The 25,159-nt window shown below is 72.1% G+C and carries 22 protein-coding genes and 1 pseudogene; 10 read left to right on the top strand and 13 right to left on the bottom strand.

Going from position 1 to position 25,159, the window contains the following annotated elements; translation table 11 throughout:
• Positions 1-57 precede the first annotated feature (57 nt).
• Positions 58-213 (bottom strand): annotated as a pseudogene (locus tag AB0G79_RS21655) (DUF255 domain-containing protein); the annotation flags it as partial.
• 165 nt (positions 214-378) lie between these two features.
• Entirely contained in the window at positions 379-2,262 is a 1,884-nt protein-coding gene (locus AB0G79_RS21650; RefSeq protein ID WP_360808784.1) for a potassium transporter TrkA, read from the bottom strand.
• 236 nt (positions 2,263-2,498) lie between these two features.
• On the opposite strand from AB0G79_RS21650, the gene AB0G79_RS21645 reads away from it, so the two are divergent.
• The gene (locus tag AB0G79_RS21645; protein ID WP_360808782.1) at positions 2,499-4,403 is read left to right on the top strand and encodes an FAD-dependent oxidoreductase; all 1,905 of its coding nucleotides are present in this window, start codon (positions 2,499-2,501) and stop codon (positions 4,401-4,403) included.
• Positions 4,404-4,579: 176 nt separating this feature from the next.
• Here the strand turns inward: AB0G79_RS21645 and AB0G79_RS21640 are convergent, their stop codons facing one another.
• The gene (locus tag AB0G79_RS21640; RefSeq protein WP_360808780.1) at positions 4,580-10,276 is read right to left on the bottom strand and encodes a DUF5979 domain-containing protein; all 5,697 of its coding nucleotides are present in this window, start codon (positions 10,274-10,276) and stop codon (positions 4,580-4,582) included.
• 161 nt (positions 10,277-10,437) lie between these two features.
• Positions 10,438-11,271, bottom strand: a complete 834-nt coding sequence (locus AB0G79_RS21635) for an NAD(P)H-binding protein (protein ID WP_360808778.1) — start codon at positions 11,269-11,271, stop codon at positions 10,438-10,440.
• A 139-nt stretch (positions 11,272-11,410) separates the two neighbouring features.
• Between AB0G79_RS21635 and AB0G79_RS21630 the strand changes: the two genes are divergently transcribed.
• The gene (locus AB0G79_RS21630) at positions 11,411-11,992 is read left to right on the top strand and encodes a TetR/AcrR family transcriptional regulator (RefSeq protein WP_360808988.1); all 582 of its coding nucleotides are present in this window, start codon (positions 11,411-11,413) and stop codon (positions 11,990-11,992) included.
• Here AB0G79_RS21630 and AB0G79_RS21625 read toward each other — a convergent pair.
• On the bottom strand, positions 11,989-12,579 hold the full coding sequence (locus tag AB0G79_RS21625) for an alpha/beta hydrolase (protein WP_360808776.1): 591 nt from the start codon (positions 12,577-12,579) through the stop codon (positions 11,989-11,991). The two genes, AB0G79_RS21630 and AB0G79_RS21625, sit on opposite strands and share 4 nt — an antisense overlap.
• Positions 12,580-12,704: 125 nt before the next feature.
• Here AB0G79_RS21625 and AB0G79_RS21620 point away from each other — a divergent pair, with 125 nt between their 5' ends.
• Positions 12,705-13,148, top strand: a complete 444-nt coding sequence (locus tag AB0G79_RS21620; protein WP_360808775.1) for an Lrp/AsnC family transcriptional regulator — start codon at positions 12,705-12,707, stop codon at positions 13,146-13,148.
• Between the two features lie 71 nt (positions 13,149-13,219).
• Here the strand turns inward: AB0G79_RS21620 and AB0G79_RS21615 are convergent, their stop codons facing one another.
• Positions 13,220-13,450, bottom strand: a complete 231-nt coding sequence (locus AB0G79_RS21615) for a hypothetical protein (RefSeq protein ID WP_360808773.1) — start codon at positions 13,448-13,450, stop codon at positions 13,220-13,222.
• Position 13,451: 1 nt separating this feature from the next.
• Complete coding sequence (mca, locus tag AB0G79_RS21610) at positions 13,452-14,333, bottom strand: mycothiol conjugate amidase Mca (protein ID WP_360808771.1); 882 nt, start codon at positions 14,331-14,333, stop codon at positions 13,452-13,454.
• Positions 14,334-14,431: 98 nt separating this feature from the next.
• On the opposite strand from mca, the gene AB0G79_RS21605 reads away from it, so the two are divergent.
• Together AB0G79_RS21605 and greA are read left to right on the top strand one after the other, a co-directional pair.
• On the top strand, positions 14,432-14,833 hold the full coding sequence (locus tag AB0G79_RS21605; protein WP_360808769.1) for a DUF4307 domain-containing protein: 402 nt from the start codon (positions 14,432-14,434) through the stop codon (positions 14,831-14,833).
• 189 nt (positions 14,834-15,022) lie between these two features.
• Complete coding sequence (gene greA / locus AB0G79_RS21600) at positions 15,023-15,520, top strand: transcription elongation factor GreA (protein WP_360808767.1); 498 nt, start codon at positions 15,023-15,025, stop codon at positions 15,518-15,520.
• Between the two features lie 87 nt (positions 15,521-15,607).
• Here the strand turns inward: greA and AB0G79_RS21595 are convergent, their stop codons facing one another.
• The 3 genes from AB0G79_RS21595 to ilvA form a co-directional block, all read right to left on the bottom strand.
• Positions 15,608-16,456, bottom strand: a complete 849-nt coding sequence (locus AB0G79_RS21595; RefSeq protein ID WP_360808765.1) for an ABC transporter permease — start codon at positions 16,454-16,456, stop codon at positions 15,608-15,610.
• Positions 16,453-17,490, bottom strand: coding sequence for an ATP-binding cassette domain-containing protein (locus AB0G79_RS21590; protein WP_360808763.1), 1,038 nt, complete (start codon positions 17,488-17,490; stop codon positions 16,453-16,455). Before AB0G79_RS21590 ends, AB0G79_RS21595 begins: the two co-directional genes overlap by 4 nt.
• Positions 17,491-17,568: 78 nt before the next feature.
• The gene (ilvA, locus tag AB0G79_RS21585; protein WP_360808761.1) at positions 17,569-18,798 is read right to left on the bottom strand and encodes a threonine ammonia-lyase; all 1,230 of its coding nucleotides are present in this window, start codon (positions 18,796-18,798) and stop codon (positions 17,569-17,571) included.
• 159 nt (positions 18,799-18,957) lie between these two features.
• Here ilvA and AB0G79_RS21580 point away from each other — a divergent pair, with 159 nt between their 5' ends.
• From AB0G79_RS21580 to AB0G79_RS21570, 3 genes are read left to right on the top strand one after another with little or no spacing between them, the layout of a single operon-like run.
• Complete coding sequence (locus AB0G79_RS21580; RefSeq protein ID WP_360808759.1) at positions 18,958-19,491, top strand: MarR family transcriptional regulator; 534 nt, start codon at positions 18,958-18,960, stop codon at positions 19,489-19,491.
• A gap of 43 nt (positions 19,492-19,534) precedes the next feature.
• Positions 19,535-20,038 (top strand): sigma factor-like helix-turn-helix DNA-binding protein, encoded by a 504-nt coding sequence (locus tag AB0G79_RS21575; protein WP_360808757.1) that lies wholly within the window; start codon positions 19,535-19,537, stop codon positions 20,036-20,038.
• Positions 20,035-20,286, top strand: a complete 252-nt coding sequence (locus tag AB0G79_RS21570; RefSeq protein WP_360808755.1) for a hypothetical protein — start codon at positions 20,035-20,037, stop codon at positions 20,284-20,286. Before AB0G79_RS21575 ends, AB0G79_RS21570 begins: the two co-directional genes overlap by 4 nt.
• Before the next feature lie 97 nt (positions 20,287-20,383).
• On the opposite strand, the gene AB0G79_RS21565 is transcribed toward AB0G79_RS21570, so the two are convergent.
• A complete protein-coding gene (locus tag AB0G79_RS21565) occupies positions 20,384-21,538 on the bottom strand; it encodes a cystathionine gamma-synthase (protein ID WP_360808752.1) in 1,155 nt (384 codons plus the stop codon).
• Positions 21,539-21,620: 82 nt separating this feature from the next.
• On the opposite strand from AB0G79_RS21565, the gene AB0G79_RS21560 reads away from it, so the two are divergent.
• On the top strand, positions 21,621-22,730 hold the full coding sequence (locus tag AB0G79_RS21560; RefSeq protein WP_360808750.1) for a hypothetical protein: 1,110 nt from the start codon (positions 21,621-21,623) through the stop codon (positions 22,728-22,730).
• 120 nt (positions 22,731-22,850) lie between these two features.
• Positions 22,851-23,513 carry a peptide-methionine (S)-S-oxide reductase MsrA gene (msrA, locus tag AB0G79_RS21555; protein ID WP_360808748.1) on the top strand — a complete coding sequence of 221 codons (663 nt, stop codon included), beginning with the start codon at positions 22,851-22,853 and terminating at the stop codon, positions 23,511-23,513.
• 78 nt (positions 23,514-23,591) lie between these two features.
• Here the strand turns inward: msrA and AB0G79_RS21550 are convergent, their stop codons facing one another.
• Together AB0G79_RS21550 and AB0G79_RS21545 are read right to left on the bottom strand one after the other, a co-directional pair.
• A complete protein-coding gene (locus AB0G79_RS21550) occupies positions 23,592-23,948 on the bottom strand; it encodes a DUF1330 domain-containing protein (protein ID WP_360808746.1) in 357 nt (118 codons plus the stop codon).
• Between the two features lie 79 nt (positions 23,949-24,027).
• Positions 24,028-25,131, bottom strand: a complete 1,104-nt coding sequence (locus AB0G79_RS21545) for an NAD(P)-dependent alcohol dehydrogenase (protein WP_360808744.1) — start codon at positions 25,129-25,131, stop codon at positions 24,028-24,030.
• Between the last annotated feature and the right edge of the window lie 28 nt (positions 25,132-25,159).

Raw genomic sequence — 25,159 nt, 5'->3', positions numbered from 1 at the left:
GCGGCTACCCCCTGACAAAATCCCAGGTCAGGACTACCTGGTTGTCTAAGTACCTTGGCACCAGTGACAGGCGGAGTACCCGACCGACAGCAGGATGGGAACGTCGCGCCGTCGCGCCTCCTCGAACGCCTCCGGTCCCCACGGCCACCAGTCGACCGGGTTGTCAGCGTGCTGCAGCAGGTACGGGGAGGTCGCGTGAGCCAGCCGGTTCATACGAGCCAGCCCCTCACAGGGCTTCGCGCGACCGGCGGAAGCCTGACGGGACCGGGCGGTCCGACGGGTCGGAACAGTACGTGGGGCGCGGCGGCGCCGGACCTGCGGAGAGGAACAGCAGCCCGCGTGGAGCGGAGGAGGCCGCCCGTCCTTCGGGGGGGGGCGTCACGGTGCGCGGTCGGGTGGGATCACGGAGCTGGAGGTCAGGATCACGACGCAGTCGTCCGGGGAGTAGGCCAGGGGGGTCTCCTTGTCCGGGTTCAGCGCGACTCCGTGGTGGGGCGGTTCGCCGACGCGGTGGGCGAGGCGGTGGCCGATGGCGAGGTGGCCCTGGCGTCGAACCGCTTCGACCACGGCGCCGAAGGTCACGGGCCGCCAGGGCGGAACGTAGTGGGTCGCCGGGCTCAGCGTGATCTGGCAGCCGGAGGGGGCGAAGAGTTCGTCGAAGATCCGGTCCAGGTGCGGATTCTCGGAGATCTGGGAGAGGCGCAGGCTGAGAAGGTTGGCACTGACGATGAGGTCGTCGGGACGGGCGGCCTGGGCGAGTTCACGGTTGCGGTCGTCGGCCATCTCGGTCACCAAGGTGTAGGGCGCCGGACCGCCCTGGGCCAGGTCCCGGAGGTTGAGCAGGGTGGTGAGCGTGCCGGCATCCGCTCCCTCCGGGTCCTGGCCGTCGGGGCTGAGGACCATGACGTGGTCGTACTTGTCCACGAGGAGGCTTTCGAGCACTCGGCGGCGGGTGGTGTCGGCCTGCTCGACGGTCAGTTCGAGTCCGCCTTCGCTCCCCTTCCCGATCGGGGTCGGTTCGCCGGTGACCACGTGGACGCGGGAGCCTGCGGGCAGGTGGGCGTCGAACTGCTCGACGATGTCGGCGAGGTGCTGGTTGCTGCCGAGTACGAGAACGTTCCTGCCGCGCTCCACCGCATCGGGCGCGAGGGGGTAAGAGATCTCGGGGAGTTCGGGGACGTCGGGCACCAGGGAGATGGTGGCGGCCGACTCGCTGATGAGGACGATCCGGTCGTCGTGACCGATGCGGGTGTCACCCGGGGGGTTCATCAGAATGTGGCCGTCCGGTCGCATCAGGCCGATGACGGTGGATGCGCGGAAGGCCCGTAGCGTGTGGTCGAACCGCAGTCCGGTGAGGCCGGGCTGGTGGCTCATGTAGATCTCGTGGTCGGCGAAGTCGAGCAGCTCGGTGTACACGTTGGACAGTCCGGACTGCAGGCTGCTGTGGACCATGAGCCGGGCGATGAAGCCCTGCGTGCTGATGACCCGGCAGCGGGGGCCGCCGGCCAGTCGGGCGGCGGCGAGGTTCTGGTGGTCCTCGATCCCCGCGACGACGTACGGGCCGGTGTCCGGGTCCTGACGCGTCCTGGCGACGGCGAGCAGCGACTTGATGACGCCGAGGTCGGGGCGTTCGTCATCCGACGGCAGGACGATCACCGACCGGGCCTGCCGCGGGTTGACGAGGGACACGTCCCGGGGGTCCGCCGGGCTGCCGGTCCGGCAGACGACGCGGGTGCCGGCCAGGGTGGTGATCCTTTCGCGGATCTCGGTCTCCATCTCCGTCCGGTCCTTCTCCGCGAGGACGGCGATGCAGGCGTGGCGACGGCCGCGGTTGGCCTCGACCAGTTCGGCCACGACCACGTGGATCTGGGAGGACCAGCCGAGGATCACGGTGTGCCCCGATTCCAGGACGGGGGACCTGCCTGCGCGCAGCCGGGCGAGTTGGTTGTGCAGTCCCGTGCTGATGACGGGGACGATGGTGCTCATCAGGACGACGCCACTGAAGGCCATCACGACCGCCAGCACCAGGAAGGGCGCCGGCCCCCGGTCCCTCAGCAGGAGGGCCGGGCTCATCACCCGCAGGAGTCCCGCCCACAGCGACGAGCGCGCGCCCCGAGGGCGGATGTCATCGGGTGCGAACAGGAGCAGCATCAGTCCGTTCAGCAGGGCGAGCGCACAGCAGAGGGCGGCGAGCACGAGGAAGAGGGCGGGGGCACCACGGCCCATCAGGGTGTCGATCCGGTAGCGGAACCTCTGCAGCACAAGCGCTCCCCGTCTTTCCGTGTCCGTCCGCAGACAGCAGATGGATCATGATGCGATTCCCGCCGAACCGATCGGAGCAGGCCGGCCGGGCGCGCCGCCGTCAACACGCCGCGGCCCCGGGCCGAGGCCGGAGTGGAACGGTCCGCGGGGGGGACGCGGTCCACGTAAAGGTGAATTCCCACGCGGCGTGTTGTGTCTCGTGGACCGCAAGGACTCCGGGTCGCGAGAGTGCGCGTATGGATGCCCGGTTCACGAGGCGCGCCGTGTTCGCCACGGCGGGCGCCTCCGCTGTCCTCACCGCACTGCCCGCAACGGCCTCACCCGGCGCGCTGTCGCGGCTCCCCTCGCCGCAGTCCACGGACAACGCGTCCCGGGAGCGGTGCCTCGCCGTCGCCCGGGCCATCCTGGTCCTCGACGAGAACGACGAGCCGCTCGTACCTCAGTACACCCGGATCCTCCTGGACACCGGCCTTCCTCGGGGCAGGGGCCCCGGCAAGCGGGTCCTCGTCGTCGGGGCGGGTCCGGCGGGCCTCGTCGCGGCCGATCTGCTGCGGCGGGCGGGCCACGAGGTGACGGTGATCGAGGCCAACGGCAACCGGGTCGGCGGCCGGATCAAGACCTTCCGGACCGGCGGCCACGAGGGCGCCGGGCAGCCCTTCGCCGACCCCCGCCAGTACGCGGAGGCGGGGGCGATGCGCATCCCCGACAGCCACCCGCTGGTCACCGGCCTGATGGACGGCCTCGGCCTCCAGCGGCGCCGCTTCCACCTGACCGACGTGGACACCGGGGGCAAACCCGCGAACCGGACGTGGATCCAGGCCAACGGCGTCCGGATCCGCCGCTCCGAGTACGCGCGTCGGCCACGTCTCCTCAACCGGACCTTCGCCGTCCCGGAGAAGTACCTGGACACGACGGCGGCCGACATCTACCGGGAGGCGCTCGCGCCCGCCCGCGCCCTCGTCGACGGCAAGGAGGGCCGCGCCCTGGTGGAGGGCTGGGCCACGGTGCTCCAGCGGTACGGGGACTGGTCGATGTTCCGCTACCTGACGGAGGAGGCGGGGCTGGACGTCCACACGGTCGACCTCGTCGGCACCGTCCAGAACGTCACGTCCCGGCTCCACCTCTCCTTCCTCCACAGCTTCCTCTCCGCCACGCTGATCAGCCCCGACACCGCGTTCCACGAGCTGCCGGGCGGCACGGCGACGCTGGTCGACGCGCTCTACGCGCGGGTGAAGGACCTGGTCCGGCTGGACCGGCGGGCGGTTCGGATCGAGCACTCCGAGGAGGGCGGGGTCACCGTCCACACGGTCTCCGAGGGACGCGGCGGCCCGGTCGTCCGGGAGAGGTTCACCGCCGACGAGGCCGTCGTCACCGTTCCGTTCTCGGGCCTCCGCCACGTCGTGTTCACGCCCCCGCTCTCCTACGGGAAGCGGCGCGCCGTGACGGAGCTGCACTACGACGCGGCGACCAAGGTGCTGCTGGAGTTCTCACGGAGGTGGTGGGAGTTCTCCGAGGACGACTGGAAGACCGAACTCGACGCCGTCAGGCCGGGGTTGTACGAGCAGTACCGGCGCGGCACCACCCCCGCCGACGGTTCCCTCCTCGGTGCCCACCCGTCGGTCCCGCGGGGCCACATCTCCGACGCGCAGCGCGAGCACTACGCCGCGCTCCGCTCGGCCCTGCGCGACCAGCCGGAGGCCGCCCGGGTGATCGGCGGCGGCTCGACCACCGACAACGCCAACCGCTTCGTGTTCCAGCCCTCCCATCCCGTCGAGGGGAGCGAGGGGGGTGTGCTGCTCGCCTCCTACAGCTGGGCCGACGACGCACTGAAGTGGGACTCCCTGGACGACGAGGAGCGCTACCCGAGGGCCCTCGGCGGGGTCCAGGACGTGTACGGCCAGCGCCTGGAGGTCTTCTACACCGGGGTGGGCCGCACGCAGTCCTGGATGCGCGACCCGTACGCGTACGGCGAAGCCTCCGTCCTCCTTCCCGGCCAGCACACCGAACTCTTCCCCGAAGTCCCCGCGGCCGAAGGCCCGCTCCACTTCGCGGGCTGCCACACCTCGGTCAAACCGGCCTGGATCGAGGGTGCCCTCGAATCCGCGGTCCGCACCGCGCTGGAGGTCCACACCCGCGCGTAGCCGTCCTGACCGCGTGGACCTGGTCTGCCCGGTCGGCCGTACCACCGTCCCCCGCCCCTCAGCGGCGGCAGCCGGTTCGCCGCCCTGCGGAAGCCGGCGCATCCCGGTGGCCCGCTCCGGCCCCCGCGGCCGCCGGCCCGGGGCGGGCGGCGAAGCCGTGGCGTGCCCGCCGCGCTTCACCGCAGGGCCCTGGCTCGTGCGGTCAGGCGGGCGGCTACGCCGAGGAGGAGCAGGGCGAGGGAGCCGAGGAGCCACGGGGCGGAGGTCGAACCGGTGTCGGGGAGCTCGGGGGGAACGGGCGGCGGGTTGGTGGAGTCGAACCGGTTCGTGACGAGCAGGCGGGCCGGGTCGGTGCCCAGGGTGAGCGCCTCGTCGGCGGTGCCGTGGTCGATGACGACCCGGTCAGCTCCGGCGGGGTCCGGCTCGGTGAGCCAGCACCGCGCGCCGGCCGGAAGCGGTTCGGGCAGGTCGTCCACGGCGTGGGTGACGCCGGGGCGGAGCCGGTAGCGGCGGCGGTCCACCAGGACGAGCGGTTCGGCGCCGGGCGAGGTGGTGAGGGTGCAGCTGAGCTCGACCGTGAACTCGCGGTCGGCGACAGCCGCCGCTCCGGGGCCGGTGGTCCGCTTGAGCAGGGCGAGCGTGGCGGGCCGGTAGGTGTTGGTGGCGGTGATCGTGAGGTCGGGGGTCTTGGCGGTGACCTCGGCGGCGTGGCGTTCGTCGGGGTGCGAGAGCGTCACCTCGTCCGCCCCGCTCGCGAGTTCCCCGGCCCAGCAGCGGGTCCCGGTGCGCAGCCGGTCCGGCAGGACGACGGGCTTCCCGGGCCGGAGGGTGACGGTTCGGTTGAGGACGTCCGTGCCGTCGCGGCGGCAGATCACGTGGAGCTGGAAGGCGGCTCCGTCCAGGTAGGAGGCCCCGGTCAGAGGACCGTCGAGCTGCTTGGCGAGGGTGATCCGTCCGGCGTGGAAGGTGTTGGTCAGTTCGGCGGTGGCCAGATCGGTGACGCCGGCCTTGATCTCCACCTGGCGGACCGGCTCGGCCGGCACGTCCGCGCCGCCGTCGGCGGTCTCGGTGACCGTGCACGTCGCGCCGACCGGGAGGTCGTCCACGCGGCCCGTCAGGTGGTCGGGCGCGGTGAGTTCCAGGTCCCGGCTGAGCACGGCGGCACGGCCGTTGAAGTCGCAGACGACCCGGAAGCGGAAGGGTCCGGTCGCCAGGGCGCTTCCGTTGCCCGCCAGTCGCTTCGTGACCTGGAGGGAACCGACGGCGAACTCGTTGGTGACGATGACGGTGGCGGTCTTGCCCCGTTCGTCGACGGCGTCCGGTCCTGCGGTGGGCACCGTGGCGTCCACCTGGTCGGAGTCGACGAGCTGGTAGTCGACCCGGGTGGCTCCGCCGTCGTCGGTCTCGTCCACCGAGCAGAGGCTGCCCTTGGGCAGGTCGGTGACGGCCTGGGAGCCGTCCCGGGTGAAGACCAGGCGCTGCGGGAACCCGGGCAGTCGGCTGCCGTTGAACGAGCAGTCCACGGTGACCGCGAACGGGCCCTGGCCGACCGCTTGCGCGGCTTCGCCGGTGACCCGCTTGGCGATGATCAGGTCCTTGCGCGGGTACTGGTTGCCGATCTCCGCCTCCTGCCAGTCGGTCGCGCCGTCGGCCCGGGTGACGGTGACCACGATCGCGTTGGCCTCGCCCTGGTGGTCGCTGTGCGCCCCCGCCGAGTCGGTCTCCCAGATCCGGCAGACCGCGCCGACCGGTACACCGGACATCTCGAAGGGCTGGTCGGGGCCGAACGGCGCCTCTCCGCCGCGGACTTCGACGGCGTCGCCGCCGTCCGTGGTGAGCAGGCAGGAGTACGCCACCGTGAACGGGCCCACCGTGACGCCGTCCGGCGGGTCGAGGACGTTCTTGAGGACGCGGACGTTGCCGAAGACCAGGCCGATGCCGGCCTTGGGCGGTTCGGTGACCGGCAGGACGGTGGTGTTGCCGCCGACCTTGACGGTCTCGGTGTGGGCGAAGGAGTTCCAGGCGATCGAGGGGTAGCCCGGAACGGTCAGGTCGGCCGGGGCCCGGAACGGCAGGGTGAAGGTGACGGCGTCGCCGGGGGCCAGCCCCTCGGGGAAGGCGGCGTCGGCCTCGAAGGCCGTCGCACGGGTGGTTCCCTCTCCCCAGGAGGCCGCCGCGCAGGCGCGCTTGGGGGTGGCGACCTTGCGGCCGCACGGGTTTCCGGTGGTCGTGTAGGTGGTCTCGACCGTGCCGGGGCCGTCGTAGCGGACCGGGCCGGTCAGTGTGGGAATGGTGTCCCACTGGGTGCCACGGTGCTCGTCGCCGAGGAGGACGCCGGTGTCCTCGGGAGCGGGGAAGACGTCGAGGAGCTGCAGCGACCGGGCCGGCTCGGTGCCGGTGTTCTCGATGCGGACCAGGAAGGAGAAGTCCTTGCCCGGCCTGGTGAGCGCCACGCAGGGGTAGCGCGTGTAGACGACACCGCCGGTGGTGAGCTCGGGGCAGCGGGGGTCGCCGGCCGGGATCGGCTTGCCGGTGTTCGCGTCCTGGTAGCCGAGCGCGCGGTCGCCGGTGACCCACTTGGCCGCGTCGAAGGAGACCCCGGAGCGGGTGGACACCTGGGCCGACGACGTACAGAAGGTCCCCTCTCCGTAGCGCGGATCGTCCGTGACGACGCCGAGACGGGGCGAGCTGCGGTCGCAGTTCACCGCGGCCACGGACTCGGAGCCCGCGCCGAAGACGTTGGTGATCGTGGCGCCGGCCGCGACACCGCCGTTCAGCTTCACCTGGTAGCCGATGACGACCTCGCTGCCGGGGAAGAAGGTCCAGCCGGTGAACCGCCAGCGCAGCTTGACGATCCGCCCGTCGGCGTCGCGCTCGGGCTCGAAGTCGACCCGGGCGGGCTTGGTCGCGCCGTCGGGCAGGGTGTAGCGGACGGTGTACGGGCGGCCCTGGTCGCCCTGGAAGGAGTCGTCGAAGCGCAGGCCGGAGGGGACCTCGTCGACCACGACCAGGTCGGGAACGGGTGCGGTGCCGGTGTTGCGGACGTGCAGGTTGAACGGGGCCACGGAGCCCGGGCTGAGGACGGTGGTCGCGGGTTCCTTCTCCACCCGGATCAGGTTGGCCCCCTCCGCCACGTTGAGCGAGGCGGTGGAGTCGGGGATCGGGAAGGTGGAGCCCGGGTTCTGGAGCCGGCTCTCACCCGCGGCGGAGGCGGTGTCCTCCAGGCGGTCCGGGATCTTGGTACCGGGAGAGGAGCGGAGTCCTTCGCGCGGGCGGACCGTCAGGCAGACGCTGCTGCCGGGGCAGTCCCCCCAGGTGGGAGCGGCGGTGGCGGGCAGGATGTCGTAGCCGCCGGCCGCGCTGGTGAAGACGACCCGCAGGCCCCGGATGTCGGCCGGGTCCACGCCCGCGGGGAAGCCGGGTTTGGTGCTGCCGGTGGGGGTTCCGGTGACGAAGACCGGCGGGTTCGCGGCGCAGCCCGTGGTGCAGACGTCGACGCGGACGCGGTCGGCTCCGTTGGGGAAGGTGATCCCGGTCAGGCCGGTGACGGTGACGGCGTCGAAGAAGTCCGGGTCGGTGTCGGTGACGAGCAGCCGCTTCAGCCCGACGTTGCCGGTGTTGACGGTCGTCAGCCGCAGGGTGACGTCCTGGGGGGTGACGCCGGTGACCGGGCGCAGCACGGTGGCCGGGGACAGGGTCTTCTGCAGCGAGGCGGCGGCCTTGGCGGGTTTGACCTCGACGGTCGGGGAGCAGTTCGGGTCGCCCGTCACCGTACCGTCGATCGAGACGGTGGCGCAGTTGGACACCGAGCCGGAGGTGACGCCGGGGCGCAGGCGGACGGTGATGGTGGCCCGCATGAAGCCGTCGGGCGGAATGCCGTCCTTCTCGGTGATCCGCACCCCCTTGGCCCGGGCGAGCAGTGCGGTGTCCGGCGGCACGTACGCGACCCAGGACTTCACGCTCGGGTCGTAGAGCTCCAGACCGATGTGCAGGGTGCGCGGGTTGCCGTCGGTGCGGACGTCGACGATCTCCAGCCGGTCGAAGGGGTTGCCGGCGGCGGTCGGGTCACCGGGGTCGGTGACCTGGACGTTGGGCCGGGTCACGTTTCCGGTGTTGGAGTAGCCGATGCTGAAGGTGAGGTCCTGGCCCGGTGGGATCTCCGTCCACGAGGCGGACTTGAAGCCGTTGCCCTCCGGGCGGCGTTCCTGCACCTTGAGCGCGGCGCAGTCGGTGACGGCGGCCGAGCCGGAACCGTTGGCCGGGTTGGCGGCGGAGGCGTCGGCGCAGTCCCGCACCCCGTCCTTGGTGTCCTGGGCGGTGACCTTGTCGTTGAGGGTGCCGTTGACCGCGAGTTTGCCGACCGCACCGGGCTTGATGGTGCCCGCTCCGTTCTGCTCGCCCTTGTACGTGAGGGAGATCCGCTTCGGCGGGCTGCCGGCGGGGCAGCCGGTGGAGGTGCGGACCTGGGAGGCAGGGGGGTTGGCGAGGGTGACGGGTGCGGGGACGGAGCCGTCCCGGCAGGTCACGGTCAGTGTCGCGCTGGTGGCCCCGTCCGGGAAGTCGACCTTCACCTTGGTGACGTCGAACTTCTCGAACTCGTTGGCGGCGGAGCCGGACGGTTCGGTGAGGGTCAGCGACGAGACCGCGAAGGGCGAGTTGTTGGTCGCGGTCAGCTGGGCCGTGGCACCGGACGTCTCGCCGTGGATGACGGTGCCGTTCTGGGTGAAGTCCCCCCGGTTGTCGGGGAAGAAGAGCTTGTCGAGGTCGACCGTGGCGACGTTGGGCAGGATGTCGTGGTCGGCGCACCCGGGCACACCGATGACCGTGAAGCGGCTCGCGGCGTCCTTGACGGAGGAGTCGGCGCAGTTGCGGATGGTCTCGCGGGTGGCGGGACTGATCTGGGCGCCGCTGGTGCGTTCGGTGCGGCGCAGCTTCACCTGCATCGGTACGGCGGCGCCCGTGGCGTCGTAGGGCAGGGCGGCGCCGGTGGAGTCGGTGAACTCGAACCGGACGCCGGTGACCTGCCCCGCGGACACCCCGGCCGGCAGGGACAGGTCCGGTCCGGCCGTGGCGGGGGCGGCCACCCATTCGCTCTCGGCGCAGCGGTTCCCCGGGGGCTTGGTGCACACCAGCACGGTGACCCGGTCCGCGCCCGCGGGCATCCGGGTCACCGGTCCCAGGGAGACCAGGTCGAAGTTCTCGTAGAGGTCGGCCGTGTCGTCCTGGACGTCGAGCTTGGAGACGCCGTCGGGCGTCGCGGAGGTGTTGGCGGCGGTCAGGGTGACGGTCGAGACGCCGTCGCTCTGCGCGACGGTGGAACCCGGCCGCCAGCTCTTGGTGGCCTTGGCGTCCAGGTTCTTCGGGACGGTGACGGTCTGGGTGACGCTGCCGACCACCTCGGTCGCGTTGTCGGCCCGTGCGAAGGCGGTGTTGGTGACCGAGTCGCCGTCCTCCAGCGGCCCGGTGGGCGGCACCCTCATCCCGATCGACACGTCGGCCGTGGTCCCGGCCGGAAGGCCGACGGAGCCGGCGGGGTTGGGCGGGGAGGCCAGCGGGCTCGTGAAGTCGATCCTCAGCTTCCTGGTGGCCGGGTCGTACGTCACCTGCCGGGTCGGCGTCGACGGCGGCAGCGCCGTCATGTCGAACTCCGCCGGGAGGACGTCCTCCAGGTGGGCGTTGACGCAGGAGACGCTGAGCGAGGAGCACGACAGGGTGAGTTTGTACGAGAACGCCGACCCCGGCACCAGCGGGTCCGGCGCCCCCTCCACCGCCTTGGCCAACGTCATCACCGGCCCCGCCGCGAAGGCCGGAGGAGCACCCAGCAGCGCGGCGGCCGCTCCCAGCGCGACGCCGACCGCGAGCAGTGCGCGCAAGGCCCCGGAAGCCGAACGAGCGCCGTACACCCTGACCATCCGAGAGCCCCATCCGTAGATCTGAATGATCATCAGATTAGAGACAGGACGCGCACCCTGGGTGACGACACTCCCCGGGCACACCCGGACGGGGCAACGAGCGCGCCCACCGGCACCCGGCGTCACGCATAGGCGGCGGCGTTGCGTCGGGCCCAGTCGGCGAAGGAGGTGGCGGGGCGGCCGAGGATCCTCTCGACGTCGGGGCTGACGGTCCGCTCGCGCGGGGTGGGGGTGCCGATGATGTCGAGGGTGGTGTCGGCGACCGGGGCGGGCATGAAGGCGAGCAGCTGGGCGCGGGCCTCCTCCCGGGTCTGCTCGACGAAGGCGATCTCCTCGCCGAGGGCGGCGGCCAGGGCGGCCGCGCGCTGGACGGGCGTCGTCGGGGCGGGGCCCGTGAGTTCGTAGCTGGTCCCGGCGTGGCCGGGTCCGGTGAGGGCGGCGGCGGCCACGGCGGCGATGTCGTCGGGGTCGACGACCGGGAGGCCGACGTCGCCGAAGGGGGCGGCGACCGTCCGGTTCGCCTTGACCGACGGCACCCAGGCGTAGGCGTTGGAGGCGAAGCCGCCGGGGCGCAGGACGGTCCATTCGGTGCCGGAGTGCATGACGGCCCGCTCGTAGGCGGCGAACGCCCGGCCGTGGGAGAGGGAGTCCGGGCGGGTGACCACGCCCTGGGAGGAGAGGAGCACGATCCTGCCGTAGTCCGCGAAGGGGGCGACGACGACGGCGGGGTCGCCGCTCATCATGAGGTCCCCTCCGACGAGCAGGAAGACCGCGTCGGCCGTGGCGGGCAGGTCGGCGGAGGGCTGGGCGAGGTCGGCGGCCACGGCGCGCACGCCGGGCGGGACGTCGGCCGGGGTGATGCGGCGGGCGACCGCCGTCACCTCGTGGCCCTGTTCGGCGAGGAGGCGGACCAGCGTGCGGCCGACGTTTCCGGTGGCACCCGTGACGACGATCATGTTGCTCCTCGGGCAGAGAGTTAGTTAGTTGGCTGACTGAGAAGGACCGTAGCACGACTTTCGCCGTATAGTCAGTCAGGTGACTTACTCAGAAGAGCCCGTCCGCGCCCGGGTCGCCGGGGCCAAGCGGCGGCGGCTCATGGAGGCCGCGGCCGAGGTCGTCCACCGGCAGGGGGCCGAGCGCACCACCATCGCCGACATCGCGCGCGCGGCCGAGGTGCCGGTGGGCAACGTGTACTACTACTTCAAGACCAAGGACGAGCTCGTCGCCGCCGCGCTCTCCGAGCACGAGCGGCACCTGGACCGGCTCGTCGGTCTGCTGGGCGAGCTCCCCGGCCCCCGCGAGCGCCTCAAGGCCCTCGTCGACGGCTGGGCGGGGCAGCGCGACCTCGCCGTCCGGTACGGCTGCCCGACCGGCACCCTCGCCTCGGAGCTCGGCAAGCGGGACGAGGGCGAGGGCGGCCTGGACGCCGAGGCGGGGCGGGTGGTCCGGCGGCTGCTGACCTGGGTCGAGGAGCAGTTCCGCGAGATGGACCAGGAGGATCCCGAGGGCCTGGCCCTCACCCTGGTGGGCGCCTACCAGGGCATGTCGCTGCTGGCCAACGCGCTGCGGGACCCGAGCGTGATGGAGCGGGAGTGCGCGCGGCTGATCGGCTGGATCGACTCCCTCGGGAACGACCGTCAGCCCGGGAGCGACCGTCAGCCCGGGAGCGATCGTTAGGGCGTGACACGGCCGACGAGGTCGTCCAGGAGGTCGCGGCCCTTCGGCCAGTCGCCGAGGCCGGCGGCGGAGTTGATGTGGCCGTGGCCCTGGACGAGGCGGGTTCGGGACCGCCAGGCGCGGGCGAAGGCGGAGGACGCCTCCGGGGTGCCGTACGGGTCGTCGTCGCTCGCCACCACCAGGCTCGGGCACGGCAGGGGGCGGGCCGTCAGGCCGAGGAACGTCGGGGCGGCCTCGCGAGGGAAGGCCGGACCGGCCGGGTCCGGCGGCGCGACGAGGAGCGCCGCCACCCCGTCCGGTCGCGCCCGCTCCAGCCAGTGCGCGGCCGCCCAGCAGCCGAGGCTGTGCGCGACCAGGACCACCCGGCCGTCGTGACGGGCGGCCGTCCCGTACGCGGTCCCGTACGCCGTCCTGCGCGCGGTCTCGTACGCGGTCTGGATCGAGGCGACCCAGTCGGAGAGGTCCGGCGCGCTCCACGAGGCCGGGGCGATCCGGACCGCCGACGGGCCCCAGTTCCGCTCCCACAGGCTCTGCCAGTGCCGCTCGTCCGACCCGTCGATCCCCGGGATGATGACGTACGCGACCATCGTCCACCGCCGTTCCCATGTCGTGGCCCCCGCTGTGCGCCGGGGCACCTCGCGGCGATTCTCGATGGGCGGGTGGCCTCGATCGGGCCCCGCAAGTGATCTCTAGGCAAACGGGGGCGACAACGATGGAATCACTCGACCAGATCGACCGGGCCATCCTGGAGCTGCTCCAGGCCGACGGCCGGCTCACCGGGGCCGAGGTCGGACGCAGGGTCGGGCTGTCCCAGCCGGCGGCGGCCGCCCGCATCCAGCGCCTGGAGAAGAACGGGACGATCACCGGCTACCGCGCCGTCGTCGCCCCGGCGGCGGTCGGTCTGAACATCCACGCCGTCGTCCGGCTGCGCACCACCCACGCGCAGCTGACCCAGGCCCTCACCCTCGCCGCCCGGACCACCGAGGTCGTGTCGACCCTGCGCGTGACCGGCGAGGACTGCCTGGTGCTCGACGTGCACTGCTCGCACGCCGAGCGCCTGGAGCAGATCGTGGACTCCTTCGCCCGCTTCGGGGCGGTCACCACCGCGCTCGTCCTGCGGAGCTACCCGCCGAAGCCGCTGCCGACGGGGCCGTAGAAGGGTGGAGAGGCGCCGAAGGCCCGTGACCGGGTCGGTCACGGGCCTTCGGGCAGGCGGTTGCTGCCTGGCTACTTGCCGGGTGACGGCGCCTTCGCGTCCGTCGGGGCGGCCGCCGGGTCGGGGGCCTCTTCGAAGGAGACCTTGCCCATGTGGCGGTTCATCGACTTCATCAGGAACCAGACCGCGAGGGCCAGGGCCGCGAAGACGACGAAGCCGAGGACGCCGGGGGTCACCTTGTTCTTGTCCAGCTCTTCGGCGGCGAAGGGGACAAGCTGGGTCAGTGCCAGGTGTGCGCTCATGTCATGCATTCTCGCGGATGCCCGCGAAGAGATCTTCCTCGGGGAGGGAGGTGGGGACGAGGGACTTGCTGAGCTCGTACTCCTCCGTCGGCCAGACCTCCCTCTGGATGTCCAGCGGGACCCGGAACCAGCCGCCGTCGGGGTCGATCTGGGTGGCGTGCGCGATCAGGGCCTTGTCGCGGGTCTCGAAGAACTCGCCGCAGGGGACGAACGTGGTCAGCGTCCGCTCCTTGCGCTGGAACTCGGCCCAGCGCTCCAGCCACTCCCCGTAGGGGGACTCCATGCCGCGGGCGAGGAGCGCCTCGTGCAGGGCGACCGTACGGGGACGGTTGAAGCCCTGGTTGTAGTAGAGCTTCAGGGGCTGCCAGACCGGGCCGAACTCGGCCTCGGGGTACTTCTCGGCGTCGGCCGCGCCGTCGAAGGCCACCATCGTGATCTTGTGGGTCATGATGTGGTCGGGGTGCGGGTAGCCGCCGTTCTCGTCGTAGGTCGTGATGACCTGCGGACGGAAGGAGCGGATCTCGCGGACCAGCGCGCCCGCCGCCGTGTCCACGTCCTCAAGACCGAAGCAGCCCTCGGGGAGCGGAGGCAGCGGATCGCCCTCGGGCAGGCCCGAGTCGACGAATCCCAGCCAGTGCTGGGAGACGCCGAGGATCTCGCGGGCCTCGTCCATCTCCTTGCGGCGGACCTCGTGGATGTTCGCCTCGATGTAGGGGTCACCCTGAAGCCGGGGGTTGAGGACCGAGCCGCGCTCGCCGCCCGTGCACGTCACCACCATGACGTCCACCCCCTCGGACACGTACTTGGCCATCGTGGCCGCACCCTTGCTCGACTCGTCGTCGGGGTGGGCGTGAACGGCCATCAGGCGCAGCTGCTCAGTCAAGACTCGATCCTCAGTGTTTCGACGCGGAGGGTGGTCTCTATAGTGACGGAATCGGGGGAGGGAAAATTCCGCCACCCCCGGCTTCGAGAGGAACCACCATGAGCGCGGTGCGCGAGCAGCTGCCCGAGGGGCGTTACGGACGCTCCGCGGACGAGCGGGCCGACCGCAGGCTCCGGGTCGCCGGAGCGGTTCTGGGGGTCGTGGGCCTCTGCCTGATGGGCTGGTTCGGCTGGTACTACGTGGTCGACAACAAGATCAGCGCCGAGATGATCAAGTTCGACGTGGTGAGCGCGAACGAGGTGCAGGTGCACCTGGAGATCCGCAAGGACGAGGGCCTCAAGGGCGTCTGCACGCTCCGCTCGCGCGCCGAGGACGGCACCGAGGTCGCTCGCAAGGATGTGCGGATCGACGACCCCGCCGCCCGCGTCGACAGCGTCTTCTCGCTGCGGACCACCGCCCGTGCGACGAGCGCCGAGCTCGTGGGGTGTACGACCTCGTAGCGGTGGGTAGGGAGCCGGTGACGAGTCCTGGCGGGTCACCGGTGTGACCTGGGGCGACGCCATCCCGATGGTTTATGTCCTCCCGCTTTCCGCCACTCATTGTTAGGCTCGTGGTTTCGCCCGCCCGGACAGCGCACGCCGTCCGTGTAGGGCGATGCTTTGTATTCCCAGTACCTACGAGGAGCACCTGTGACCCAGACCAGCGACAACGTCACCTGGCTCACCCAGGAGGCGTACAACAAGCTCAAGAGCGAGCTTGAGTACCTGTCTGGTCCCGCGCGTACCGAGATCGCGACGAAGATCGCCGCCGCGCGCGAAGAGGGAGACCTGCGCGAGAACGGCGGGTACCACGCGGCCAAGGAGGAGCAGGGCAAGCAGGAGCTCCGCGTCCGCCAGCTCACCCAGCTCCTGGAGCACGCCAAGGTCGGCGAGGCGCCGGCGGACGACGGCGTCGTGGAGCCCGGCATGGTCGTCACCATCGCCTTCGACGGCGACGAGAACGACACGATGACCTTCCTGCTCGCCTCCCGCGAGTACGCGAGCGGCGACATCGAGACGTACTCGCCGCAGTCGCCGCTCGGCGTCGGCGTCAACGGCAAGCGGGCCGGTGACGACGCGGAGTACGAGCTGCCGAACGGCAAGAAGGCCTCCGTGAAGATCCTCAGCGCCAAGCCGTACACCGGCTGAGAGCCGGCAGGAATTCGGAAGGGCCGGACCCCCTGTTTCGGGGGTCCGGCCCTTCCGCTTTCCCTGTCTTCTCTGTCTTCTCTGCCCTCAGACCGACGCCGAGCGGTACTTGCGGACCGACAGCGTCCTGAAGACCGCGACGATCAGGACCGACCAGAGGATCGACGCCCATACCGGGTGCTGCATCGGCCACGCGTCCGACTGCACCACGCCCGGGTTGCCGAAGAGCTCGCGGCAGGCCTGGACGGTCGCGCTGAAGGGGTTCCACTCGGCGATCGGCCGGATCCAGTCGGCCATCTGACTCGGGTCGACGAAGGCGTTCGACACGAACGTCACCGGGAAGAGCCAGATCAGGCCGCCCGAGGTCGCCGCCTCCGGCGTGCGGACCGAGAGGCCGATGAGCGCGCCGATCCAGGAGAAGGCGTAGCCGAGGAGCAGCAGCAGGCCGAAGGCGGCGAGGGCCTTGGGGAAGCCGTTGTGGATGCGCCAGCCGACCATGAGGCCGACGGCCGCGAGGACCACGAGCGTCAGGGCCGTCTGGACGAGGTCGGCGAGGGTGCGGCCGGTGAGGACCGCGCCGCGGGCCATCGGCAGCGAGCGGAACCGGTCGACGAGGCCCTTGTGCATGTCGTCGGCGATGCCCGCGCCCGCGCCGGCCGTGGCGAAGGTGACCGTCTGGGCGAAGATGCCCGCCATCAGGAAGTTCCGGTAGACGACGGGGTCCGTGTTCCCGCCGACGCTCATCGAGCCGCCGAAGACGAAGCTGAAGAGGAGCACGAACATCACGGGCTGGATGAGCCCGAAGATGACCATCTCCGGGATGCGGCTCATCCGGATGAGGTTGCGCTGGGTCAGGACCAGGGAGTCGCTGATCGACTGGGCGATGCCGCCGCGTGGTTTCGGCGGGGCCTTGACGGTGTCGGTCAGGGTGGTCATGAGGCCCTCTCCTTCCCGTTCCCCGAGCGCTTGCCGTTCCCCGAGCCCTTCCCGTTCTCCGTTCCCTCGTCCTCCTCGCGGTCGGCCGCGTGGCCGGTGAGGGAGATGAAGACGTCGTCGAGGGTGGGGCGGCGCAGGCCGATGTCGTCGATCTCGACGCCGACGGCGTCCAGGTCGCGGATGACCTCGGCGAGCAGCTTCGCGCCGCCGGCGACGGGGACGGTGAGCTTGCGGGTGTGGTTCTCGACGGACACCTCGCCGTGGCCGAGGCCCTCGACGCCGTAGCGGGCCAGTACGACGCGGGCGTCGGCGATCATCTCCGGTTCGTGGACGACGACCTCGACGCGCTCGCCGCCGGTCTGGGCCTTGAGCTGGTCGGAGGTGCCGCGCGCGATGACCCTGCCCCGGTCCACCACGCAGATGTCGTGGGCGAGGTGGTCGGCCTCCTCCAGGTACTGGGTGGTGAGGAGCAGGGTGGTGCCGCCCGCGACGAGTTCCTTGATGACGTCCCACAGGGCCTGGCGGTTGCGGGGGTCGAGGCCCGTCGTCGGTTCGTCCATGAACATGACCGGCGGGGCGACGACCAGGGCCGCCGCGAGGTCGAGGCGGCGGCGCATGCCGCCGGAGTACGTCTTCGCCGGGCGGTCGGCGGCGTCGGTGAGGCTGAACCGGTCGAGGAGCTCGCCCGCCCGCTCCTTCGCCGCCTTGGACCGCATCTGGTAGAGCCTGCCGACCATCTGGAGGTTCTCGCGGCCGGTGAGGTACTCGTCGACGGCGGCGAACTGGCCGGAGAGACCGATCGAGCGGCGCACCTCGTTGGGGTGCCTGAGCACGTCGATCCCGGCGACGGCGGCGGTGCCGCTGTCGGGTCTGAGGAGCGTGGTGAGGACCCGCACGGTGGTCGTCTTGCCCGCGCCGTTCGGGCCGAGCAGGCCCAGGACCGTCCCCTCCGGCACGTCGAGGTCGACGCCGTCCAGAGCTCGTACGTCGCCGAAGGTCTTCACCAGACCTTCGGCGTGGATCGCGCCTGGCATGGTCATACTCCCGCAGTAGGGGGTATTTCCTGACGATCCTAGGCTTGTCGGTACGTCCTCGCCCTTCGGAGGACCGGCTCAGCCGAGGACCGTGTAGCCGGCGTCCTTCAGCGCCTCCTCCACCTCGCGGCAGTGCTGCGGGCCCTTCGTCTCCAGGTGGAGTTCGACCTCCACCTCGGTCAGGCCGAGCCGCGGGTCGGTCCGCACGTGGCTGACGTCCAGGACGTTCGCGTCGACCACGGTGAGCACCGCGAGCAGGGTCGCGAGGGCGCCGGGGCGGTCGGTGACGCGCAGCCGCAGGCTCAGGTAGCGGCCGCCCGCGGACATGCCGTGCCGCAGGATCCGCTGGAGCAGGAGCGGGTCGACGTTGCCGCCCGACAGGATCGCGACGACGGGCCCGCGGAAGGCGTCCGGGTCGGCGAGGAGGGCGGCCACCGGGCTCGCGCCGGCCGGTTCGACGACGAGCTTCGCCCGCTCCAGGCAGAGCAGCAGCGCGGAGGACAGGTCGTCCTCGGTGACGGTGCGGACCTCGTCCACGTACTCCTGGACGAGCCGGAACGGTACGTCCCCGGGGCGCCCGACCTTGATCCCGTCCGCCATCGTCACCGGCGAGTCGACGACGACGGGGTGTCCGGCGGCGAGGGAGGGCGGGTAGGCGGCCGCGCCCTCGGCCTGGACGCCGATCACCTTCACGTCGGGGCGCAGCGACTTCACGGCGAGCCCGACGCCGGCCGCGAGGCCGCCGCCGCCGATGCCCACGACGATCGTCCGGACCTCGGGGCACTGCTCCAGGACCTCCAGGCCGACCGTGCCCTGTCCGGCGATGATGTCGGGGTGGTCGAAGGGGTGGATGAAGACGGCGCCGGTCTCCCGCGCGTACTCCTCCGCCGCCGCGAGCGTCTCGTCGACGACGTGCCCGTGCAGCCGGACGTCGGCGCCGTACTCCCTGGTCGCGGCGACCTTCGGCAGCGGGGCGCCGACCGGCATGAAGACCGTCGCGTGCACGCCGAGGAGGCGAGAGGCGAGGGCGACGCCCTGCGCGTGGTTGCCCGCGGAGGCGGCGACGACCCCTGCGGCCCGCTCCTCGGGCCGCAGGCCGGCGATGCGGACGTACGCGCCGCGCAGCTTGAAGGAGCCGGTCCGCTGGAGGTTCTCGCACTTGAGGTGGACGGGCGAGTCGAGCAGCGCGGAGAGGTGCCGGCTGCCCTCCATCGCGGTCACCCGGGCGACCCCGGACAGCATCTTCTGCGCCCCGCGCACGTCGTCCAGCATCAGCCGGTGCAAGGGGTCTGGCGTACGGAAGCTCATGACAGCAAGTCTCGCAGCTCACCGCCCTCGTGGCCGTCCGGCGGGCAGGTGTTCCCGACGTCTCGGAACTGGTTTGCGCAGCCCCGGTACGGACCCCCATTCGGCCGCGTACTCTGTCCCCCACCGAACGACCACCCCCACACGAGAGTGACCATTGCCATGCCCACGACTCAGGACATGACGACAGATCTCGACCCCGGTCTCCTCGACGCCCTCCAGCACCAGGTGGCCGTCTTCGCCCGCCGGGCCGAACAGACCCGGCTCGCCGGCACGGGCCAGCTCCGCAACTCCATGGACCGGGCCGCCTACCTCCTGCTCAACCGGCTCGACCAGGAGGGCCCGATGGGCGTGAAGGCGCTCGCCGCGGGCATGGGGATCGACTCGTCGACCGTGACCCGTCAGGTCGCCCCGCTCGTCGACACCGGCCTGGTCAAGCGGACCTCGCACCCGGAGGACGGCCGCGCGGTCGTGCTCCAGCTGTCGCCGCGCGGCCTCGCGCGCCTCGAAGAGGTCCGCTCCTCGCGGCGGGCGCTGATGGTCGAGGTCACCGAGGGCTGGACGCCGGACGAGCGCGAGTCCTTCTGCACGCTGCTCACCCGCTTCAACACCGCGCTGTCCGAGCGGCAGTCGGGGAGCGCGGGGGGCGCGGGGAGCGCGGTGCAGGCCTCCGCGGGAACCGCCACCGCTTCCTGACCGATGTCTTGACCCCGGCCGCCCGCTGCCCTCCCATGAGGACATGGGAGATCCTCGGAGAGGAACCGGCGTCGACCGCACGGGCGTTGCGGCCGGCGCCGGTGAACGGACGCACGCGGTCAGGGAGTTCGAGGCGTTCGTCGCCGGGGCCTCGGGGCGGCTGCTGCACGCGGCGACCCTGCTGACCGCCGAACCCCGCACCCGCAACCCGCGGGCCAGGGCGCTGCTGACCGCCGCGCTCGCGCAGACGTACGCGGTGTGGTCGCGGCAGCGGGACGAGGACCCGTACGAGCTCACGCGGAGCGACCTCGCGGTCCGCTTCGCCCGCTCCGGCTGGCGGTACCGGCGCGGCGACGGCTCGGGCCCGCTGGCCGCGCTGAGTCCGCAGGAGCGGCTCGTCGTCGTGCTGCGGCTGTACGAGGGCGTGGCCGAGGAGCAGGTCGCGGCGCTGCTCGGGCTCCCCGAGACGCGGGTCCGGGCGGTGTGCGCGCGGTCGGTCGCGGCGCTGCGGGCTTCCGGGGCCGCACGGCGGGGGGTCGCCGCGTGACCCGGCAGGAGGACAAGGAGGCGGCGGTCCGGCGGCTGCTCGACACCCCGCACCCGCCGGTCCCCGCCGACCTCTCCGTACGGGCTCTGGCGCGCGGGGCGCGGCTCGCGCGGCGGGACCGGGCGGTGCGGCGGGTGCTGTGGGCGCTGTTCGTCCTGGCGGCGGTGGCGTTCGTGGTGTGGGCGTCGGTGGCGCGGCCGTGGGAGGCCCTGCCGGTGGAGACGACGCCGCTGTTCGAAGGGGTGTGAGGGACACGCGACGGGGTGCGGGGCGGCGCGGCCGGACGTACGCCGCCGGGCGGCGCGCCACCGGACGGCGCGGCCGCCCCGCACCCCGTACCCGCGACTAGCCCAGCGCCTGGCGCAGGTCCGCGAGGAGGTCGTCGACGTTCTCGATGCCGACGGAGAGGCGGACCAGGTCGGCCGGGACCTCCAGGGCGGAGCCGGCGACGCTCGCGTGCGTCATGCGGCCCGGGTGCTCGATGAGGGACTCGACGCCGCCGAGGGACTCGCCGAGCGTGAAGAGCTTCGCGCGGTTGCAGACCTCGACCGCCGCCTCCTCGCCGCCCTCGACGCGGAAGGAGATCATGCCGCCGAAGGACCGCATCTGCTTGGCCGCCACCTCGTGGCCCGGGTGCTCGGGCAGGCCCGGGTAGAGGACCTGGGTGACCTTCGGGTGCTGGACCAGCATCTCGACGATCTTCGCCGCGTTCTCGCTGTGGCGGTCCATGCGCACCGCGAGGGTCTTGATGCCGCGCAGCACGATCCACGAGTCGAAGGGACCGGCGACCGCGCCCATCGCGTTCTGGTGGTAGGCGAGTTCCTCGCCGAGCGCCTCGTCGGCCGTCACGAGGGCGCCGCCGACGACGTCCGAGTGACCGCCCATGTACTTGGTGAGCGAGTGCACGACGACGTCCGCGCCGAGCGCCAGCGGCTGCTGGAGGTAGGGCGAGGCGAAGGTGTTGTCGACGACGAGCTTCACTCCGGCCTGGCGGGCGACGCCCGCGACGGCCTCGATGTCGGTGATGCCGAGGAGCGGGTTCGAGGGGGTCTCGACCCAGATCAGCTTGGTGCGGTCGTTGACGGCGGCGCGCACCGACTCGACGTCCGAGGTGTTCGCGACGGAGAAGTCGACGCCCCAGCGCTCGACGACCTTGGCGAAGAGCCGGAAGGTGCCGCCGTAGGCGTCGTTCGGGATGACGACGTGGTCGCCGGGCTTGAGGAGCGTGCGCAGCAGGCAGTCCTCGGCGGCCAGGCCGGAGGCGAAGGCCAGGCCGCGCCGGCCCCCCTCCAGCGCCGCGAGGTTCTCCTCCAGCGCCGTACGGGTGGGGTTCGCGCTGCGGCTGTACTCGTAACCGCCGCGCAGCCCGCCCACACCGTCCTGCTTGTAGGTGGACACCTGGTAGATGGGCGGGACGACCGCGCCGGTCAGCGGGTCGGCGGTGTTGCCCGCGTGGATCGCGCGGGTCTCGAAACTCTGGTGGGAGTGCTGGTCGCTCATGGGTCAGGAGCGTAGTGCCGCGCGTGACCCGCCGCCGCGAACGTCTCACACAGTGTCCTGAACAGTCCTGGACAATGGACACATGGAGATTGTGTTCATCCTCATGTCGCTGGTGCTGCTCATCAGCATCCTCGGCCCCTACCTGCGGCGCCGCGCGGGCGGCGGCGGGATCCGGCAGGTCGCGCCCGGGGCTCCGGACGCGGCCGACCCGGAGGCGTACGGCTTCGTGCGCCAGGAGGACCAGGACGTACGGCTGCCGGGCGCTGACGACGAGCTGCTGCACGTCCTCGACGTCGTGCAGGCGACGCAGGACTGGCGGGCGGCCTCGCGGCTGCTCGCGGAGACGGGCAAGGACGGCGAGGTGCGCTGGCAGCGCGTCCAGGCCTTCGCGGGCGCGGCCTCCCTGGAGCTCCAGCAGCGGCCGGGCGTCGGCGGCGCGTGGCTGCGGGCCTGGCGGGCGGACTCGCCGAAGGACGCGGGGGGCGCGGCGGTGCACGCCGAGTTCCTGGCGCAGCAGGCCTTCCGGACCGCGCAGGTGGGGACGGACGAGTTCCGGATCATCCTGGAGGAGGCGCGGAAGGTCACCGAGGAGGCGGCGCTGCTCGCCCCCGGCGACCCCGTCCCGTACATCACGCAGCTGGCCGTGGCGCGTGGGCTCGGCTACGGGCACGAGCAGTTCGACCAGGTGTGGGCGCAGGTCATCGACCGGGCGCCGCAGCACATGGGGGCGCACCTGGCGGCCCTGCGCTACTGGTGCGAGGCCTGGCACGGTTCGCGCGAGGAGGCCGACCACTTCGCGACGACGGCCGCCGCGCGCGCCCCGCAGGGCTCGCTCCTCGCGGCGCTGCCGCTCTTCGCGGTGTACGAGCACGTCCCGGAGCTCGTGATCGTGCAGGACTTCTTCCGTACGGCGGTCGTGTCGAAGGCGATGGAGGGCGCGCTGTACGCGGTGCACTCGGCACGGCCCGACGACCCGATGCTCGCGCACGTGCGGCACCTGCTGGTGTGGTTCCTGGTGCGCGGCGAGCGCTGGGCCGAGGCGATGCACCAGATCGTGCGGGTGGACGGGCACGTCGGCGCGGTGCCGTGGACGCTGAGCGCGGACCCGGCGGCGGAGTACACGGTCTTCCGGAACCTGGCGGTCGCGGGGTACGAGGCGAACGGCGGGAGCCCGGCGACGCTGCCGCGTTGATCACCGCCGGGCCGGGTGGCGAGTTGGTCGCCGACGGCCGGGGCGGCGAAGGGCCCGGAGGGAATCCTCTCCGGGCCCTTCGCGTTGTCACCGCTGCAGACCGTCGAGGAGAGATGCCGCATGTTCCTGTCCCGAACCCCCGTCCTCCCCACCCCCGAGGAGGCCCTGCGCGGCCGCCCCGCGCCGGAGTTCTCCGTCCCCGACCGCCACACCGTCCTCGGCAACCCGCTCGTCGGGCCCTACCCGGAGGGCCTGGAGGTCGCCGACTTCGCCCTGGGCTGCTTCTGGGGCGCCGAGCGCAAGTTCTGGCAGACCGAGGGCGTCTGGACGACCCTCGTCGGCTACCAGGGCGGCTACACGCCGAACCCGGCGTACGAGGAGGTGTGCTCCGGCCTGACCGGCCACACCGAGGTCGTCCGGGTCGTCTTCGACCCGGCGAAGGTCTCGTACGAGACGCTGCTCAAGCTCTTCTGGGAGTCCCACGACCCCACCCAGGGCTTCCGCCAGGGCAACGACGTGGGCACCCAGTACCGCTCGGCGGTGTACACCCACTCCCCCGCCCAGGCGGAGGCCGCCGAGGCCTCCCGCGCGGCCTACCAGAAGGTCCTGGCGGGCTCCGGCTACGGCGAGATCACCACGACCGTCCTGCCGGCGGACGACTCCCGGCCGTTCTACCCGGCGGAGCCGTACCACCAGCAGTACCTGGACAAGAACCCCGCCGGGTACTGCGGGATCGGCGGGACGGGCGTCTCGTGCCCGATCGGGGTGGCGAAGGCCGGGTGAGCGGGGCGGCGAAGGCCGAGTGAGCGCGGTGACAAGGACCGAGTGAGCGCGGTGGCAAGGGCCGGGCAGGACCGTGGGTCACGCCCGCTCGGCCTGGAGGGCGCGCAGGGCGGCGGCCGTCCCCGCCGCCTCGTAGCCCTCCGGGGTCCCGTCGACGAGCAGGACGTCCCCGTCCATGTGGCGGGCGCGGAGGGGTATCAGGGCCTGGTACGGCGCGGAGTCGTACCAGGCCCTCGCGTTCTCGTACGTCGGGAAGCCGATGATCACGAGGGCGCCGGGCCACTCGCCCTCGCGGACCTCGCGGGCGCGGGCGCCGTGGACGAGGAAGCGGCCCCCGAAGGGGTCCAGGGTGGCCTGGATGCGCTCCATGTACCGGAGGACCTCCTCGTCGAGGACGGGCTTCGGGTGCAGGTTTCCGATGGCGTATGCGGTCATGGGGACAGCGTGGCGGGGCACGGCCGCCGGGTCGATTACTCCGGAGGTCATGCCCCGCACGCTCATGCCCGCGCGCTGCTCAGATCGTGCTCGTGTCGATGACGAAGCGGTAGCGGACGTCGCTCGCGAGGACCCGCTCGTACGCCTCGTTGACCTGCTCGGCGGAGATGACCTCGATCTCGGCGCCCAGGCCGTGCTCGGCGCAGAAGTCGAGCATCTCCTGGGTCTCGGCGATGCCGCCGATCATCGAGCCGGCCAGGGTCTTGCGGCCGCCGATGAGGGAGAAGAGGTTGAGCGCGACGGGCTCCTCGGGCGCGCCCACGTTGACCAGGGCGCCCTCCGTCTTGACCAGGCCCAGGTAGGCGCTGAAGTCCAGCGGCGCCGAGACCGTGGAGACGATCAGGTCGAAGGTGCCGGCGAGCTTGGTGAAGGTCTCCGGGTCGCTCGTGGCGTAGAAGTGGTCGGCGCCCAGCTTGAGGCCGTCCTCCCGCTTCTTCAGCGACTGGCTGAGCACGGTCACCTCGGCGCCGAGCGCGTGGGCGATCTTGACGCCCATGTGGCCGAGGCCGCCGAGGCCGACGACGGCGACCTTCTTGCCGGGGCCCGCCTGCCAGTGGGCGAGCGGCGAGTACAGGGTGATGCCCGCGCAGAGCAGCGGGGCGGCCTCGTCGAGGGCTATGCCCTCGGGGATGCGGAGGGTGTAGTTCTCGTCGACGACGATGTGGGTCGCGTAGCCGCCGTAGGTCGGCTCGCCGTTCTTGTCGAGGCCGTTGTACGTGCCGGTCATGCCCTGCGTGCAGTACTGCTCCAGGCCCTTCAGGCAGTACTCGCACTCGCGGCAGGAGTCGACGAAGCAGCCGACGCCGACCCGGTCGCCGACCTTGAACCTCGTCACGCCGGGGCCGACCTCGGCGACGACGCCGGCGATCTCGTGGCCCGGGACCATCGGGAAGATGCCCTCGCCCCAGCCGTCCCGCGCCTGGTGGATGTCGGAGTGGCAGATGCCGGCGTACTTGATGTCGATGAGGACGTCGTGCTCGCCGACCGCACGGCGCGGCACGGTGGTGCGCTCCAGCGGGGCGTTCGCCGCGGGGGCCGCGTAGGCGGCGACGATGCCGGGGGTCGTCGTGGTGGGGGCCGTGGGGGTGGCGGCCGTGGGGGTGCTCGTGCCGTTCGTGGTCATGTCCCCCAGCGTGCAGGACGGCACGGAC

Origin of the sequence: Streptomyces sp. NPDC020807, from assembly GCF_040641575.1 — a bacterium.
GTDB lineage: Bacteria > Actinomycetota > Actinomycetes > Streptomycetales > Streptomycetaceae > Streptomyces.
This window is presented reverse-complemented; position numbering and strand designations above follow the sequence as displayed.